Origin of the sequence: Pseudobacillus sp. FSL P4-0506 (assembly GCF_038003025.1) — a bacterium.
Taxonomy (GTDB): Bacteria; Bacillota; Bacilli; order Bacillales; family Domibacillaceae; genus Pseudobacillus.
In genome coordinates, this window is sequence record NZ_JBBOOI010000001.1 from 4,236,261 (window position 1) to 4,251,908 (window position 15,648).

Consider the following 15,648-nt stretch of genomic DNA (forward strand, 5'->3'; position numbering starts at 1 on the left):
CTGAAGGGTTCCCCCTTCAGACCTAGACTAATTATCCAGCTGTTGCACTTGAAAAAGGCGGTGATATCCTCCTTTTTTTCTCATTAATTCGTCATGAGAGCCGCTTTCTACAATTTGGCCATGTTCGATTAACACGATGCGGTCGGCATGAGTAATCGTCGACAAGCGGTGAGCAACGATAAAGGTCGTCCGATCTTTTGCCAGCTTTTCCATTGCTCCTTGGATTAAATGCTCACTTTCTAGATCTAATGCTGAAGTGGCCTCATCTAATATAAGGATTGGCGGGTTCTTTAGAAACACCCGCGCAATAGCCACTCTCTGTTTCTGCCCTCCAGAGAGCTTCACTCCTCTTTCCCCTACCTTTGTATCATATCCTTGCGGCAGATTGACGATAAAATCATGGGCATTCGCTGCTTTAGCCGCTGCTATTATTTCTTCTTCTGTAGCATCGGGTTTCCCCAGCAAAATATTTGTTTTCACTGACTCACTGAATAAGATATTATCTTGCAGTACCATTCCTATATGGTCTCTTAAATCACGCACTTTAAAATCACGGATATCTGTTCCATCCAATGAAATCCGCCCGGATGTCACATCGTAAAAGCGGGGAATTAAACTGACGAGCGAAGATTTCCCGCCACCGCTCATGCCGACAAGAGCAATGGTTTCCCCAGCTTTCACATCTAATTGGATATTATGCAGAACTTCTTCCTCGTCTTTATCATAGGCAAAATGAACATTTTCAAAAACGATGTGTCCTTTTACATCGCCTACATCTCTGGCATCTTCTCTGTCAGTAATATCGTATTTCTCATCGAGCAGTTCAAATACGCGGTCCATTGAAGCAATCGCCTGCGTCATCGTCGTAGACGAATTAACAAGCCGACGCAGCGGATTATACAAGCGGTCAACGTAAGCGATAAATGCCGCCATGGTTCCGACCGTTAATTCACCGTGGATCACTTGATATCCAGCGTAGCCAACAACGAGAAGCGGTGCAATATCGGTAATGGTATTCACAACCGCAAATGCTTTTGCATTCCAGCGCGTATGATCCAGCGCTTTTGTTAAAAAGTTTTTGTTTTGCACTTCAAACTGAGTTTGCTCATAATCCTCAATTGCAAAACTTTTGATCACGGACATCCCCTGTACTCGTTCATGTAAATAACTCTGCACTTCAGCTAATGCTTGAGAACGTGTTCTCGTCAGCTTGCGCAGGTTTCCAAAAAAATAACGGACAGATAGGCCATAGAATGGAAAAACAATGAGCGAGACGATTGTTAATTTTACATCCATTGTCAGCATGATGATCACAGCTATTAAAATCGTTGCTCCATCCAGCCAAACGTTCATTAATCCGGTGATGACGAAATTTTTGGTTTGTTCTACATCATTGATAACCCTTGAAATGACTTCTCCAGCCCGCGTATTGGCATAATACTTGAAGCTGAGCTTTTGAATGTGTGAAAATAAACGGTCACGAATATCATAAAGGATTTTACTGCCTGTCCATTGGGCAAAATATTGCCGATAATATTCGATCGGCGGGCGTAACACCACAAATAAAATAAGCATGCTGCCCAAGACCACCAGCAGTTGGTGCTGTTTCTCTGCTGTTGACATCGCTCCGTTGCCCACAATGTCATCAATTACATACTTGATAAGCACCGGAATTAATAAGGGAATCCCAAACTTTATAATACCGATCAGCAAAGTACCTATAATTTGCCAGAAGTACGGCCTTACAAATTGCATGTAGCGTTTAATTGCATCCAATCCTGTTCCCCCTCTAATCAAAATAAGAAAAAACCTGTTGAAAACTCAACAGGCGCCGTCTCTTTTTATTGAGATATCAGCCTCGGTGCGTCAAATACTTTCCGTACCACTTATCGATAAAATTTGGTGAAAACGGACCTTGACGCTGACGGATCAATTGAATCAAGTGATCAACATTGCGCCTCAAAATTTTATCAATTACTTCCGGGTAATTCATTCTTCTGCTGTGCTGTTCGTACTCATCCTCATCCAGCAAAATATATGACATATCCGGAAATACTTTTACATCGAGATCATAGTCAATATATTTGAGCGCTTCCCGATCGTATACGAATGGAGAGCTAATATTGCAATAATAATAGATGCCGTCCGTTCTCAACATACCAATGACATTAAACCATTGCCTGGCATGGAAATAACAGATAGCAGGTTCCCTCGTAATCCAAGTCCGTCCATCTGACTCTGTGACAACCGTATGATCATTGCCGCCAATCACAAGATTATTCGTTGCTTTTAAGACTATGGTCTCTTCCCAAATACGATGAATATGCCCGTCATGTTTATAACTGTGGATTTGGATGGATTCACCTTCTGTGGGAATCGCCATGATTTTCCCCTACCTTCATTCCAAGCTGTTTGCCTTTAATTTTTCCTTTGTGTGAACAAATAAACGTTTATATTCCACTATTATAACGATTTCAATAGGAAATTGAAACAAAAGAGGCAGAAGAATGAGAAAAAGGGCTATCAACCGCTTTGAAGGTTGACAGCCCTTTTCTTTGTGTTGGTGATTCTTATTGATTTCTCGGTGCTTGGTTTTTACGAGCTTGTGATTGAGCGTTTTGTTGTCTCACTTGCTGAGCATCTGTCTCAGCACCAAACTCTGTACCGAAGTTTGCACTTTGGCCTGCAGTAGGCGCTTGGTTCTTGCGAGCTTGTGATTGAGCGTTTTGTTGTCTCACTTGCTGAGCATCTGTCTCAGCACCAAACTCTGTACCGAAGTTTGCACCTTGACCTGCAGCTGAAGCCGCATTGCGTTGTCTTACTTCATTAACATCTGTACCAGCTTGTGTACGTTGTCTGTTGTTTGGTTGGTTTGCCATGATTATCACCTCCACAAGAACTAATTTGCCCCGGGAGATCATAACTTATCCTCTCTTAATAAAAAATTTTAAACTAACAGTGAGCGTCCACCATCAACAATAATTGTTTGCCCGCGAATCATATACGCACCTTCCGAAATTAAAAACATAACGGTAAGTACAATGTCCTCTATATGGACAATTCTTCCTGCAGGCGTATTCATTCTCGCATCTTCCAATATTTCTTCACGATTAGGGAAATGCTTCAGTGCTTCCGTATCGATAGCTCCACCTGAAACAGCATTGACCACAATGTTCTTCTCCGCCAACTCCACTGATAGATAACGCGTCAACGCCTCGACAGCCGCTTTGGACACACCCACTGCTGTGTAATTTTTCAAATAGCGGATAGCTCCAAGTGAACTAATGCTGACGATGCTTCCACCTCCAGTTTCTTCCATGAGGCGAGCTGCTTCCTGAGAACAAAATAACAAGGCTTTACTGTTAATGTCCATCGTCCAGTCCCAATGCTTTTCTTCTAATTCCATAATCGGCCGTTGAACTCCGGAAGCTGCGTTGTTAATTAACACATCCAGTCGGCCAAACTTTTCCTTTATTTCCGCAAACATTGCTTTTACCTTGTCCACATCGCCCACATTTGCCTTAATAACGAGTGCTTTTCTTCCTAATTGTTCAATCTCTTCCGCTGTTTCAAGGGCAGCCGTTTTGCTGCGTGCATAATTCACAACAATGTCATAGCCCTTTCTAGCTAATTCAAGAGCGATCTGCTTGCCCACGCCGCGGCTACTACCGGTTACTAATGCTACTTTTTGTTCCATTATTCTTTCTCCCTTCTTTCTACACTTTTAGAGTGTACGGTCTTTTCGGGGAATAAACAACGCCCGCTGTCACTTCTGCCTGGCCTTTTTCCAAATTTTTTGATGGGAAACAGAAAAAGCATACCTTTCTACCTCTTCTGCTTTTACAAGACGGCTGTTTTCTCTTTTTAAATCTGCTATGGAAACGGTCCCTCCATATACGTCAATATCCCACGTTAAGTGGGAGAACACGTGCTGTATTTTTGCAAAAGGCTCAGAGTCTAATTGAACCTCCAGACCATACACTTGTCTCAAAAAAAGTTCCAATTCCACTTTTGGACTGCCCATTCCGCTGAGCTCGGTATTCGGAAACTCCCACAGGTTGGCAAGCAATCCTTCTGATGGACGCTTTTGAATAATTACTTCGTCTTTTTCTGTTTTTACAACAGCTGCCGCTAAGTGGACATGACGCATCGTTTTCTTTTTTGTTTTGACCGGCAGTTCATGGATGGTTCCCTCTTGGAAGGCACAGCAATGTTCCCTCACCGGGCAAAGAAGACAAGAAGGCGAGGAAGGCGTACAAATCAACGCTCCTAATTCCATTAATGCCTGATTAAATGAAGACGGATCTTCCCGTGATATTAACTGCCGTACCGCCTCTTCAAAGATCTTTCTCGAGGAAGCTTTAGCAATATCCTCCCAAATCGATAGGATCCTGGACAGCACGCGCATAACATTGCCGTCCACAGCAGGCTCAGGCACTCCATAAGCAATACTTAAGATGGCACCACTCGTATACGGCCCCACTCCTTTTAAGGAAGAGATTTTTTCTTTTGTATCAGGTACCTTCCCGCCATATTGTTCATGCACTTCACGAACTGCCGCCTGCAAATTGCGGACACGCGAATAATATCCCAGCCCTTCCCATGCTTTCAACACTTGATCTTCATCTGCTTTCGCAAGTGCCTCAATTGTCGGAAATTGCTTAATAAAGTTTTCAAAATACGGGATGACCGTGTCCACTCTCGTTTGCTGTAACATAATCTCTGACACCCACACTTTGTAAGGGTCTTGGTCTTTCCTCCAGGGCAGATCACGCTTTTCCTCTTTATACCAATGAAGCAAATCTTGTTGAAATTGCCGGACATTTACTTTTTCTATATTATTAAGAGATGGAAAATTCACAACTAGCCTCCATAGATGTTAGAATTAAAAAGATAAAGGGAATAGTAAAATTTAGAACCAAAATAGCATCATCCGTACTTTGTAAAAGGAGGGACGCATTTGGATACTGGCACTCACCTTGTAATGGGGATTGCGCTAGGCGGTCTGGCAACACTCGACCCTGTTGTCGCTGTTGAACCAATGACCAAGTATGCAGTGATGACTGCAGTAGTAATCGGCTCGCAAGCCCCTGATATAGATACAATTTTAAAGCTTAGGAACAACGCTGTCTATATACGCAATCACCGCGGAGCCACCCACTCCATACCGGCAGTGATTCTTTGGCCGGTATTGATTACTGCAGTCATTTACTTTTTATTTCCAGGAAGTGACTTGCTTCATTTATGGTTGTGGACACAGTTCGCAGTGTTCCTTCACGTATTTGTCGATATCTTTAATGCTTATGGTACCCAGGCGCTTCGGCCCTTTTCTTCTAAGTGGCTTGCTCTTGGGGTGATTAACACCTTTGATCCGTTTATCTTCTCTTTGCACTTAGTCGGATTGATCATGTGGGGACTGGGGGCTCACCCTGGTTATACGTTTCTGTTCATTTATTTACTTTTAATCGGCTATTACATTCTGCGCTTTCAAATGCAGGGGGCAATTAGGAGCTCAGTGAAGAAACTAATCCCCGACGCAGAAGAAATTATTATCGCGCCAACAATCCGTTTTAACCAATGGCGTGTCGCGGTCAAAACACCGTCACACTTTTATGTTGCCCGTGGCTATAGGCGTTCGGTTACAATTCTTGATAAATATAAACGGGTCAGAATTCCTGATTCTGAGCTGTTCCAAGCAGCAAAGAAAAACGAAAACCTCGCTGCTTTTTTGCACTTCTCCCCAGTGTACCGTTGGGAAGTAGCAGAGTACAATGATTGTTATGAAGTAAAATTTATTGATCTTCGCTACCGCAATAACGGCTATTATCCGTTTGTGGCTGTTGTTCAGCTTGACCTCGATTATAATGTAATCGGCTCTTACACTGGCTGGATTTTCAGCGAAGAAAAATTACGCAAAAAGCTGACTTTTATACCGGAATCCCATTAACGATCGAAAAAGGACGCCTTTAAGCGTCCTTTTTCTTTTATTACCTTTGGTATGCCTATTAGCGAAAACAATAGCTGGATTATCATGCATCCTGTTAGTATAAGTCAGCGGGTTCCATTAATGCATCAGATCATTTTCATCTTTGAGCAAATGACTGTATTTAGGGTTGCGCCCGGCAAATTCGTGAAGACGGTCCCCATAGTTTTCAAGCCACTGCCGAACAACTTTTTCGGTCAATTCTTTCCCTTGATAGTCATGTCCAGCTTTTGCATAAGTCGTTTCAAAATCTTCCCACAAAAGCTCGACCCATGTCCGGGCACGAGCATGGGACAAACGCTCATTTTTACTTAGCAAAAGATTCGTCAGCCTTTCAAAAATATCTTCCACTTTGCGCACCCTTTCTTTTATAAAATCATGGACTAAAGCTTGAGCATGGAAATTGGCAAGCCTTCTTCCTCACCATCGCCACCGACTCGATATCCCCAAGCAAACACACCGTTCATATAATCAATTTTAAAGTAACTACCTGGCGCTCCTTTTATTTCATACTGCTTTCCTGGAATAAAATCATTCGGATTCATTAAATAAGCTTCCGCCATTAACGCTTTTCTTTCTAAAACGGCAAATTCGTTCACGATACCTAGCTGTTCAGCTTTGCGTGCTTTCTCTTTTAATCGGGCAATTTCCTGTCTCAATTCATATTCTTCCATATCACTGTAACGTTTCTGCATTTCCAATAGTTGCACACCCTTTTTTCCTTCAGTATAGTGAAATGACAACAAATAAGAAAGCAGAAAGGATGGTTATCTTGAAAAATTGTTTCATTACCGGGAGCGGATCAGGACTCGGAAAAGAATTAGCACTTCTTTATAGCCAAAAAAGTTTTCACGTTCATTTAGCAGGTCGCAATATCGAAAAGCTAGCAGCAGTCAAAAGAGAAATTGAAGCAGCTGGTGGCGTAGCAACGATTTATTCACTCGATGTAAGCCAACCGGAGTCCCTTGAAAAGATAGCCGCCTCCCTTCAATCAAGCGGCTGCTCCATAGACATTTTAATTAATAATGCAGGGATTGGTATGTTTGGTCCCTTCTCTGCTACTACAGTCGAAATGATGGAAACGATATTTTCTGTTAATGTCTATGCTCCGATTTTACTCACAAAAGCTTTTTTGCCGCTTTTAACAAGCAGTGGCATGGTTATTAATATTATATCCACAGCTGGCCTGCGTGGAAAAAAACACGAAGCCATCTATTGTGCGAGCAAGTTTGCCCTGCGCGGACTTACAGAAAGTCTTCAAAAAGAATATGAAGGCAGTGGACTGCGCTTCGTAGCCGCTTACATGGGTGGCATGAACACGCCCTTTTGGGATCATTCAAACCATGTGGAACATCCCTCTCGCTTTCCTCTCCCGAAAGAGATTGCTAAGCAAATCGTTCATGAAGCAGAAGAGCAGTTAGAGGTTATTATTAAAACATAACCCCTATTCTTCCTGCAGCTTTTCGATAGCCTGCTCAATGTCGCTCATAGAAAAACCCTTTCGGTAAAGCGCCTGCTTCATCTTCTGACGATATTCACCGCCTGAAAATTTATTATATCGGCGGTGAGCCTTTGCCGCTTGATACATAAGCACTTCCAAGTGCTCCTCTTCGTTTCCTTCCTCTTCTGATCCTGCGACCGCTTCTTGAATAATCCCCCATTCATATCCTTTTCTGCTTAACGTCTGTTCTATTTTTTGTTTTTGAATAATAGGAGATTCTTTTCTATACTTCTGACGATATTTTTGGGCAAGCTTGATTGATTTTTCAAGCTGAAGCCCCTCTTCAAATTTGGCGAGTGCTTCTTCTATTAAAGAACCCTCAATTCCTTTTTCCTTTAACTCTCGTTCAATGACTTTCGGTCCTTTATCTGATGCATTGATTTGTGTATTCGTATAAGCCTTGGCAAATTCAGCCTCATCTAGATAATTCATCCGGTAAAGAGCATGGATAATCTCTTCTATGGACTCACTTTCGACCTCTTTTTTTATTAAAAACTCTCTTACTTCTTTTTCCGCTCTCATTCGAATAGACAAAAATTGAATAGCCATATTCAGGCCTTTACGTACTGCATCTCTCCGAATAATACCGTCTATCTGCTCATCGGTCAGCTCCATTCCTTTTTTTAATCCGTATTGAATAAGTACAGATTCATCAACGCTAAAGGCGTATTCCTCATTTATGAAAATGTTATACCGATCTGTAAGCTTTTGTTGAAGAGAGATTTTTGTAATAACCTTCATATCTATCACCTCTTTCTTCTACTGTACCATGAAATTGTTTCAATGCCGCTCAAGGAGGGGTACTATAATAGATAAAATCCAATGTTTAAAGAGAGATTGGGAGGGGTAAAATGAAGGTGGTTATTGCCGGCGGCACAGGATTTGTAGGAAGAGCACTAATCGATGAGCTTCTAGAAAATGGACATCAAGTCGTTATTTTAACACGGAGCTTCGAAAACAAACAAGATACAGACAACATTCGCTATGTCAAATGGCTGGACGACCGCTCCAAGCCAGAAAAAGAACTTCAAGATATCGATGCCTTTATTAATTTAGCAGGTGAATCGCTTAATAGCGGACGCTGGACGGAGAAGCGCAAGAAACAGATAATCAGCAGCCGTATCTCATCTACTAAAGAAATGATTAGAATTATGGCAGCACTTCCGCAAAAACCTAGCGTCTTTATCAACGCAAGCGCCATTGGTTGTTATCCAGTTTCGCTTGAAGAGACTTTTACAGAATCATCAAAGACGACAACTAAAGGCTTTCTCGCAAAGACGGTAGATATTTGGGAGTCGGAGGCACAACACTCTGAAGCACTTGGCATCCGGACTGTGACAGCACGCTTCGGTGTCATTCTCGGAAAGGAAGAAGGCGCACTTCCCCGCATGGCTTTACCTTATAAATTGTTTACAGGTGGACGAGTTGCTTCAGGACAGCAGTGGATGTCCTGGATTCATATTAAGGATGTAGCAAGGGCCCTCCTTTTCATTATGAACCAGTCAGATATAAATGGTCCGGTTAACTTAACTGCCCCTTCGCCAGAACATCTAAATACACTTGGAAAAACGTTAGCCGAAGTTCTTCAGCGTCCTCACTGGTTATTTGTCCCGGCTTTTGCTATCAAAATGGCTCTCGGAGAAATGAGCACTTTGATTCTAGATGGCCAAAGAGTCCTTCCCCAAAAATTAACGGCTCACTCATTTACCTTTCAATTCCCACATATAAAACAAGCGTTGACAGACATTTATACATAGTTGTGCACAAAAGTATCCACATCCTGTGAATAATGTGGATACTTTTGTTTATTCTTTTATTTTATCAATCTATGTTTTCTAAAATATGTGGAAAAAGTTATCCACAGTATGTGAATAAAATGTGGAAAGTTTATTTTTCATATAAACCCGGAGTGTCATATCTTTCCCATTTAATGGCTAATTCCAAAGTGATGGATAGTAGAACCCCCATAATTAATCCATTAGAAAAAAGCGGCTGCAAATAAACAGGCAACTGGCTAAAAATAATCGGATCAACAGTCATCAGACTGATTCCTGTTAACACGGGGAGGGCAATCCGAAAAATAGTGTTTGAATTAAAAACCGTCCCTTGAATGGATTGCAGCGCGGTGCCAAATAATTGCAAATAAGCGACAAATAGCACCGCGTTTCCGATAGTAATAGGCATCGTTGCAAAGAAAGAGCCGACAACCGGAATCAGGCCAAGCAGGCTAAATAAGCCGCCACCAATTAAAAAGGGAATCCGGTCAAGAATGCGGGTGCTTTCCAAAAATCCGATTGTGGAAGTAAACGGGGCATAGGGGACGAGCCCTAAAAAAGAACCGGCTGCTGTGTATAAACCAGTCAACGTAAACGAGCGATTATAACGACTTTCCGAAGGCTGCTCCTTGTACAGCCGAGCAGCTGCCTGAATGGAAGCAATGGTATTGCTGAGATTCAATACACCGGCTGTGAAGGTTGTCAAAATAATTCCCCATTCTAAATTAGGTGTCCCTAGAGGGAACATGTCAAATGATTGGCTGCTTGCGGACAAAGCAGCGCCTCCCGGAAACAGCAGGTCATATAGTATCCATCCGACTACAATACCAATCAAAATCGAAAAGTTACTGATAGAGCCTTTTCCCTTCACTTTTAGTATCGTTACAAGCAGCACAACACCGATAGACAATAAGCTAACCGGAATATCTAATGTTCCATTCGGCTTTAGTTTCAGCATTCCTGTGAAAAAGATAAAAATAAGCTGTGCAGAAAGTAAAAATAGATACACGCTCATCACCATGGGCGTGAAAACTTTTTGGATTAGTGCAGACAGGCCAAATAACCCGGCTATGATCATAAAAACAGCTGAGGCAATCATTCCTGTAGCAATTCCTCCACCAATCGTTTGCAAATCCATGCCAAGTGCAGCAGCAGAAGCGCTCAAATTCAAAAGCAGCCCCCACATAAGTCCTGAATGCCCCTCCATCAGCGGATAACGGTGTCCCCATAATCCTTGCAACACACAGGCTGCTCCTGTAAATATAAGCGAGCTGCGAAGTGTCATTGCCACTTCTTCTGCAGATAGATCAAACGCTGCCCCTATTGAAACTGGGACAACAATTGTATTAGCAAAAATAAAGAAAACCCACTGAATTGCTGCCATACCCATCGGCAATGCTTTTAATGCTTTCATCCTACCCATCCCTTCTTCATTCATCATCCAGCGGCGCCATTGTCATTTGGAGAAAAAAGAAAACCATCCCATAGCCCACTCCCCGTTGTCACATCTTTAACTGCTGGATGCTACGGGAAAGCCCGGTGCTATGGGATGGTTTTATATACTAGATCTGCGGTCTTTCCCCGCGAACAGGCTGCCATTTCATTTTATTTTTTGAAAAGTGATCCCCCGCTTTTTCATTAAGTAATGAAGGGCTGCCCGAAAAGACAAAAAGGTATTTAAGTCATTTACAATGGATACCCCTGATTGGGTAAGATCCTGAGTAACTGCTGGAGTAAAGCCAACAAAGATTGTATCGATTCCCATTAATTTTAGAGCTTTTTGGAAATTCTCGATATACATTCCCAGCGTATCAATCTCTCCTAATTCTCTTTTAGAAATAGCGGTAAAATCAATGATCACTGTATTTAAGCCTTCCGTATAAGACAGGCGATAAGCCACTTCATTTATTTTTGTAAAAATCAATTCTAATCGATCAGGAGACAACTTTCCCGTCACAGGCACTAAAATAGTCTCTGGAACGATAGATGGAATGATAGGTACAGAGATTTCATTAATCAATTCTTCATACTCTCTTAACTGCTGTTTTAATTCCTTAACCTCTTGCCGCAACTCGTCTACTTCTCTCTGCATAATCTCTATAAACCCCCATCGTTATTTTAAAAGGCCGGAAACTACCATTCATTATAACAAAAAGCCAGCATAAAAAGAATCCTCCCACTGGTTTTTTGTGGAAGGATGTAAGTTAAAGAAAGTTATTTAATTTCTTTTTTCAGTAATCCGACTGTGAAAGCCGTGACGAGCGCCCCAATCACCACAGCTAGTAAATAAAGCCACGCGCTTCCCTGAACGATTGGAAAAACAAAAATCCCACCATGAGGAGCTGGAAGACCGATGCCGAACATCATGGTAAGGGCTCCTGCCACTGCCGATCCAGCGACAGCAGCCGGGATCACCCGTCCTGGGTCCGCTGCTGCAAACGGAATCGCTCCCTCCGTAATAAAGGAAAGGCCCATTACATAACATGTTTTTCCCGCTTCTTGCTCTTGCTTTGTGAATTTCTTTCTAAATATTGTAGTAGCAAGGGCTAAGCCGAGCGGTGGAACCATTCCGCCGGCCATAATGGCTGCATGAGGTGCATAGTTGCCGGCTTCAATCATGGCGATGCCAAATGTAAAGGCCGCCTTATTGATCGGTCCTCCCATATCAATAGCCATCATGCCGCCAAGCAAGAGGCCGAGAAGAACAAGATTTCCAGTTCCGAGGCCGGATAAGAAAGTTGTAATCCCTGTATTTAATGCTTTAACCGGCCCGATCACTACAAACATCATAATTAAACCGGTAATTAAAATCCCAAATAGCGGGTACAAGAGGACAGGCTTTAAGCCCTCAAGTGATTGCGGCAATCTAGCAAGCGCTTTTTTCACTCCCAGCACGACATACCCTGCCAAAAAGCCGGCAATTAACCCGCCGAGAAAACCAGCTTGTCCATTAAACGCCATCAAACCGCCAACCATTCCCGGAGCAAATCCCGGACGGTCAGCAATGCTCATCGCGATAAAACCGGCCAGCACTGGTATCATTAAATTAAATGCGTTTCCACTGCCGATGTCCATTAGTGCTTTAGCAATTGGATTGTAAGTTTCATGCCCTGGCTCGGCTGCATGAATACCAAAGATAAATGAGATAGCGATCAAAATTCCGCCGCCGACAACGAATGGCAGCATATTAGATACGCCGTTCATTAAATGTTTATAGAAACCGCCTGTTCTTTCTTTCTTTTCCTCGCCTTGCTCCTGGGAAGCATTTGAATGATCCCCTTTAAATATCGGAGCATCCTGGCTGAGGGCTCTTGTAATCAATTGTTCTGAATTGCGGATTCCTTGCGCAACAGGCACTTGGATAACATGTTTTCCTTTGAAACGGTTCATTTCCACTTGTTTATCTGCTGCCACAATAATGGCTGTCGCTTCTTCTATATCTTGCGCCGTTAATGCATTTTTAATTCCGCTCGATCCGTTCGTTTCTACTTTGATATCTACGCCCATTTCTTTCGCTTTGGCTTTCAGAGCATCAGCTGCCATATACGTATGAGCAATTCCTGTAGGACAAGCAGTTACTGCGAGCACTTTTCCTTTAGGCGAGGATGTTTCTGGTTCTATTTCTTCCTCTTCTTCTCCTTGCTCCATTTCATTAATAGCTGCCAACACTTCCTCTTCCGTCTGTGCAGCATCCAGCTTTTGGCGAAAGCCCGGATCCATAAGGAAAGAAGACAAGCGTGACAAAGTTTCCAAATGGGTATCGTTGGCTCCTTCAGGCGCTGCAATCATGAAAAAAAGGTGACTTGGCTGTCCATCAAGGGCTTCGTAATCAATGCCTTCTTTGGAGCGGCCGAAAGCGATCGCTGGTATTTTAACAGCACCTGTTTTCGCATGTGGAATGGCAATGCCTTCACCGATTCCTGTAGTGCTTTGGGCTTCACGGGCTAAAATCGCCTCTTTATACTGCTGCCGGTCATTCAACCGGCCCGCTTGGTCAAGCTTTTCAACAAGCTCATCAATTACAGAGGCTTTATCGGTCGATTGAAGGTTAAGAATCATTGTTTCTCTTGTCAATAAATCTGTAATGTTCATCTTCATGCCCTCCTATTCCAATTTCGAAATCTGCACTTCAGAACACAATTTCTCTGCTTTTTCTCTCGTACATAAATCCTCAGAAAAGGCGGTTGCACTTCCAGCCGCGACGCTGAAACGGAATGCTTCTTCTATTGCCGCCCCTTTTGCATAACCAGCTAAGAAACCAGCAACCATTGAATCTCCCGCACCGACTGAATTCTTCACTTGGCCTTGCGGCGGTTTCGCGGAAAGAACGACGTCTTTATTGACGAACAAAGCTCCTTCTCCCGCCATGGATACCATTACGTGCTCAACGCCTTCGCTTACTAGCTGTTTTGCCAGAACAACGGCCTGTTCTCTTGATTGGATATCTGTCTGGAACAGCTCACCCAGTTCATGGTGGTTAGGCTTAATTAAAAACGGCTTATGAGCAAGCAGCTTCTTCAGTATGGGACCGCTCGTATCTACAGCTATCTTAATGCCACGTTCTTGGGCTATTTTCATTAACAGCACATAATAGTCTTCCGGCAAAGACGAAAGAACGCTTCCCGCTAAAAGCAGGATATCTCCTTTATTTAGCTGCTTAATCAAGTCTTTAAATTGCTCACTTTCCTCAAGCGTAACCGTTGGCCCTTGCCCATTGATTTCTGTTTCATTTCCTGCTTTTACTTTCACATTAATCCGCGTATCTTGTGCTATTCGTATGAATTGATGATGAATCCCTTCTTTATTAAGTTCATCTATAATAAACTCACCGGTGAAACCACCAAGAAAACCAAGTGCCGTGTTCTCCGCTCCGAAACGGGTAAGTACCCTAGAGACATTGATTCCTTTTCCACCTGCAAACTTGGCTGTAGAGACTGCCCGATTTAAGGTGCCTGTCTCGAGATGTTCAAGATGAACAATATAATCAATCGCTGGGTTTAGCGTGCATGTATAAATCATGCTTTCACTTCCTTTATACTAGTTTTTTTACCGTATAAATGGAGAATTTCTTCTTCTAATTTATCTGTAATAATAATTGCTTCCTGTAAATGGCCAATATGAGCAAACGCTGTTTCATTAAATTTGGATGGATCAGCTAATACATATGCCGCTTGCGACCGTTCGATTGCTGTCCGCTTAATAAGGGCTTCCTCCGGATCAGGAGTAGTAAATCCAGCATTGGGATGTATGCCGTTTACCCCAATAAAACATTTATCAAAACTATATTGACTTAAGCCATGTAAAGCTCCTTGTCCAATAAGCGCCCGTGTATTCGCTTTCAAATAGCCGCCAATAACAAATGTTTGTATCCCTCTTTCTACTAAAGCCTCGGCATGGGCAATTCCATTTGTGACGACCGTTATATCTTTCCCCTCTATGTGAGGAATCATTTCAAATGTGGTTGTACCGGCATCAAGATAAATACAATCACCGTTCGCAAGAAGACTTGCTGCATAAAGCGCCATTCGCTTTTTTTCTGTTGTATGCCGAGTTGACTTTTCTATCATGCTTGGTTCTGATCGTTTTTGCTTCACTAGCGCTGCTCCGCCATGAACTCTAATCAGTTTCTTTTCTTCTTCCAACTGGCTTAAATCTCTTCTAATTGTTGATTCTGAAGAACCTGTCGCTTCCACAAACTCTTGCAGCTTCCGTACTTCTTTTTCCTTCAGCAATTGTAAAATGAGATGATGCCTTTCTTCTGTTAGCACTCCACTCACCTCTCTTAATGAGATCGGTTTTATACTCTTATAATAGGACAAACCAACAGCAAAATCAATCAATATCATTCAAAAACAATCATATCTAACCAAAAACAATCATCAATAACAAAAAAGAAACGCTGCCTAAGCATCAGCATTTCTTTAACAAAGTTATAATGGAAACCCGGCTCGGGTTGTTTCTAATACAAACGCCAATTTGATTAAGCGCCACAGAAGAGGCTTCATTAAATTTGGCATTTAGTGACCGAATGGATAAGAGCAGCTCCGTCTGATGAACCAAGTCCTTAGTCGAAAGGTTGAATTCTTCCAAGCCTCAAATATAAGTAAAGCTTTTTGTCCGAGAGATAATTGCTTATCAACCTGTTGCTTTGCTTCGTTGTCTTTTCCACGAATCGCCGGAATAACCGGTGCAAAACATGCAAGTCCGAGCTTCACACCTTTCAAATAACCAAAAGCCGCTTTGTTCATTTTAATATGCAAGTCTTGATTCTCCTCCTTTTATAAGAAGGCCTGTCTTTCTGGCAATAATTATGCTAACTCCTATCCCTCTACCAGAGCTCTCTTCTGATTATCGGTTAATTGGCATCTTGAATCACCTGTTTTAATTAA

The 15,648-nt window shown here is 42.5% G+C and carries 17 protein-coding genes; 3 read left to right on the forward strand and 14 right to left on the reverse strand.

The genetic code is table 11. The features are described from left to right. Positions 1-27: 27 nt before the first annotated feature. The 5 genes from MKZ02_RS21335 to mutY all read right to left on the reverse strand — a co-directional run bounded on the left by MKZ02_RS21335 (position 28) and on the right by mutY (position 4,861). A complete protein-coding gene (locus tag MKZ02_RS21335) occupies positions 28-1,776 on the reverse strand; it encodes an ABC transporter ATP-binding protein (RefSeq protein ID WP_120036380.1) in 1,749 nt (582 codons plus the stop codon). 76 nt (positions 1,777-1,852) lie between these two features. Next, on the reverse strand, positions 1,853-2,383 hold the full coding sequence (gene ntdP / locus MKZ02_RS21340; RefSeq protein WP_120036379.1) for a nucleoside tri-diphosphate phosphatase: 531 nt from the start codon (positions 2,381-2,383) through the stop codon (positions 1,853-1,855). A gap of 187 nt (positions 2,384-2,570) precedes the next feature. Then, positions 2,571-2,879, reverse strand: a complete 309-nt coding sequence (locus MKZ02_RS21345) for a gamma-type small acid-soluble spore protein (RefSeq protein WP_120036378.1) — start codon at positions 2,877-2,879, stop codon at positions 2,571-2,573. Positions 2,880-2,947: 68 nt separating this feature from the next. Beyond that, positions 2,948-3,697 carry an enoyl-[acyl-carrier-protein] reductase FabL gene (gene fabL, locus MKZ02_RS21350; protein WP_340856152.1) on the reverse strand — a complete coding sequence of 250 codons (750 nt, stop codon included), beginning with the start codon at positions 3,695-3,697 and terminating at the stop codon, positions 2,948-2,950. 69 nt (positions 3,698-3,766) lie between these two features. Further along, positions 3,767-4,861 carry an A/G-specific adenine glycosylase gene (gene mutY / locus MKZ02_RS21355; RefSeq protein ID WP_340856154.1) on the reverse strand — a complete coding sequence of 365 codons (1,095 nt, stop codon included), beginning with the start codon at positions 4,859-4,861 and terminating at the stop codon, positions 3,767-3,769. A gap of 99 nt (positions 4,862-4,960) precedes the next feature. Between mutY and MKZ02_RS21360 the strand changes: the two genes are divergently transcribed. Then, positions 4,961-5,947 carry a metal-dependent hydrolase gene (locus MKZ02_RS21360; protein ID WP_120036375.1) on the forward strand — a complete coding sequence of 329 codons (987 nt, stop codon included), beginning with the start codon at positions 4,961-4,963 and terminating at the stop codon, positions 5,945-5,947. A 117-nt stretch (positions 5,948-6,064) separates the two neighbouring features. On the opposite strand, the gene MKZ02_RS21365 is transcribed toward MKZ02_RS21360, so the two are convergent. Both MKZ02_RS21365 and MKZ02_RS21370 read right to left on the reverse strand, forming a co-directional pair. Then, a complete protein-coding gene (locus tag MKZ02_RS21365) occupies positions 6,065-6,334 on the reverse strand; it encodes a YfhJ family protein (RefSeq protein WP_120036374.1) in 270 nt (89 codons plus the stop codon). 32 nt (positions 6,335-6,366) lie between these two features. Then, positions 6,367-6,678, reverse strand: coding sequence for a YfhH family protein (locus MKZ02_RS21370; protein WP_120038134.1), 312 nt, complete (start codon positions 6,676-6,678; stop codon positions 6,367-6,369). 77 nt (positions 6,679-6,755) lie between these two features. Here MKZ02_RS21370 and MKZ02_RS21375 point away from each other — a divergent pair, with 77 nt between their 5' ends. Further along, complete coding sequence (locus MKZ02_RS21375; RefSeq protein ID WP_340856155.1) at positions 6,756-7,424, forward strand: SDR family NAD(P)-dependent oxidoreductase; 669 nt, start codon at positions 6,756-6,758, stop codon at positions 7,422-7,424. 3 nt (positions 7,425-7,427) lie between these two features. On the opposite strand, the gene recX is transcribed toward MKZ02_RS21375, so the two are convergent. Further along, positions 7,428-8,225 (reverse strand): recombination regulator RecX, encoded by a 798-nt coding sequence (gene recX, locus MKZ02_RS21380; RefSeq protein WP_340856157.1) that lies wholly within the window; start codon positions 8,223-8,225, stop codon positions 7,428-7,430. Between the two features lie 110 nt (positions 8,226-8,335). Between recX and MKZ02_RS21385 the strand changes: the two genes are divergently transcribed. Continuing rightward, positions 8,336-9,241 carry a TIGR01777 family oxidoreductase gene (locus MKZ02_RS21385; protein ID WP_340856158.1) on the forward strand — a complete coding sequence of 302 codons (906 nt, stop codon included), beginning with the start codon at positions 8,336-8,338 and terminating at the stop codon, positions 9,239-9,241. A 130-nt stretch (positions 9,242-9,371) separates the two neighbouring features. Here the strand turns inward: MKZ02_RS21385 and MKZ02_RS21390 are convergent, their stop codons facing one another. From MKZ02_RS21390 to MKZ02_RS21415, 6 genes are all read right to left on the reverse strand, one after another. Continuing rightward, positions 9,372-10,673, reverse strand: coding sequence for a uracil/xanthine transporter (locus MKZ02_RS21390; RefSeq protein WP_340856159.1), 1,302 nt, complete (start codon positions 10,671-10,673; stop codon positions 9,372-9,374). A gap of 186 nt (positions 10,674-10,859) precedes the next feature. Beyond that, the gene (locus MKZ02_RS21395; protein ID WP_340856161.1) at positions 10,860-11,351 is read right to left on the reverse strand and encodes an STAS domain-containing protein; all 492 of its coding nucleotides are present in this window, start codon (positions 11,349-11,351) and stop codon (positions 10,860-10,862) included. A gap of 122 nt (positions 11,352-11,473) precedes the next feature. Beyond that, positions 11,474-13,351 carry a PTS fructose transporter subunit IIABC gene (locus tag MKZ02_RS21400; RefSeq protein WP_340856162.1) on the reverse strand — a complete coding sequence of 626 codons (1,878 nt, stop codon included), beginning with the start codon at positions 13,349-13,351 and terminating at the stop codon, positions 11,474-11,476. A 12-nt stretch (positions 13,352-13,363) separates the two neighbouring features. Then, positions 13,364-14,278: a 1-phosphofructokinase gene (pfkB, locus tag MKZ02_RS21405; protein ID WP_120036367.1), complete on the reverse strand. Its 915-nt coding sequence runs from the start codon at positions 14,276-14,278 to the stop codon at positions 13,364-13,366. After that, positions 14,275-15,027, reverse strand: a complete 753-nt coding sequence (locus MKZ02_RS21410) for a DeoR/GlpR family DNA-binding transcription regulator (RefSeq protein WP_120036366.1) — start codon at positions 15,025-15,027, stop codon at positions 14,275-14,277. Before MKZ02_RS21410 ends, pfkB begins: the two co-directional genes overlap by 4 nt. A 249-nt stretch (positions 15,028-15,276) precedes the next feature. Next, positions 15,277-15,519 carry a hypothetical protein gene (locus MKZ02_RS21415; protein WP_340856163.1) on the reverse strand — a complete coding sequence of 81 codons (243 nt, stop codon included), beginning with the start codon at positions 15,517-15,519 and terminating at the stop codon, positions 15,277-15,279. Between the last annotated feature and the right edge of the window lie 129 nt (positions 15,520-15,648).

What these genes read in the sequence shown, in the direction of transcription:
- ntdP (WP_120036379.1), bottom strand. Translation starts at nt 2,383, where the DNA reads ATGGCGATTCCCACAGAAGGTGAATCCATCCAAATCCACAGTTATAAA.
- MKZ02_RS21345 (WP_120036378.1), bottom strand. Translation starts at nt 2,879, where the DNA reads ATGGCAAACCAACCAAACAACAGACAACGTACACAAGCTGGTACAGAT.
- fabL (WP_340856152.1), bottom strand. Translation starts at nt 3,697, where the DNA reads ATGGAACAAAAAGTAGCATTAGTAACCGGTAGTAGCCGCGGCGTGGGC.
- MKZ02_RS21370 (WP_120038134.1), bottom strand. Translation starts at nt 6,678, where the DNA reads ATGCAGAAACGTTACAGTGATATGGAAGAATATGAATTGAGACAGGAA.
- recX (WP_340856157.1), bottom strand. Translation starts at nt 8,225, where the DNA reads ATGAAGGTTATTACAAAAATCTCTCTTCAACAAAAGCTTACAGATCGG.
- MKZ02_RS21385 (WP_340856158.1), top strand. Translation starts at nt 8,336, where the DNA reads ATGAAGGTGGTTATTGCCGGCGGCACAGGATTTGTAGGAAGAGCACTA.
- MKZ02_RS21390 (WP_340856159.1), bottom strand. Translation starts at nt 10,673, where the DNA reads ATGAAAGCATTAAAAGCATTGCCGATGGGTATGGCAGCAATTCAGTGG.
- MKZ02_RS21395 (WP_340856161.1), bottom strand. Translation starts at nt 11,351, where the DNA reads ATGCAGAGAGAAGTAGACGAGTTGCGGCAAGAGGTTAAGGAATTAAAA.
- MKZ02_RS21400 (WP_340856162.1), bottom strand. Translation starts at nt 13,351, where the DNA reads ATGAACATTACAGATTTATTGACAAGAGAAACAATGATTCTTAACCTT.
- pfkB (WP_120036367.1), bottom strand. Translation starts at nt 14,278, where the DNA reads ATGATTTATACATGCACGCTAAACCCAGCGATTGATTATATTGTTCAT.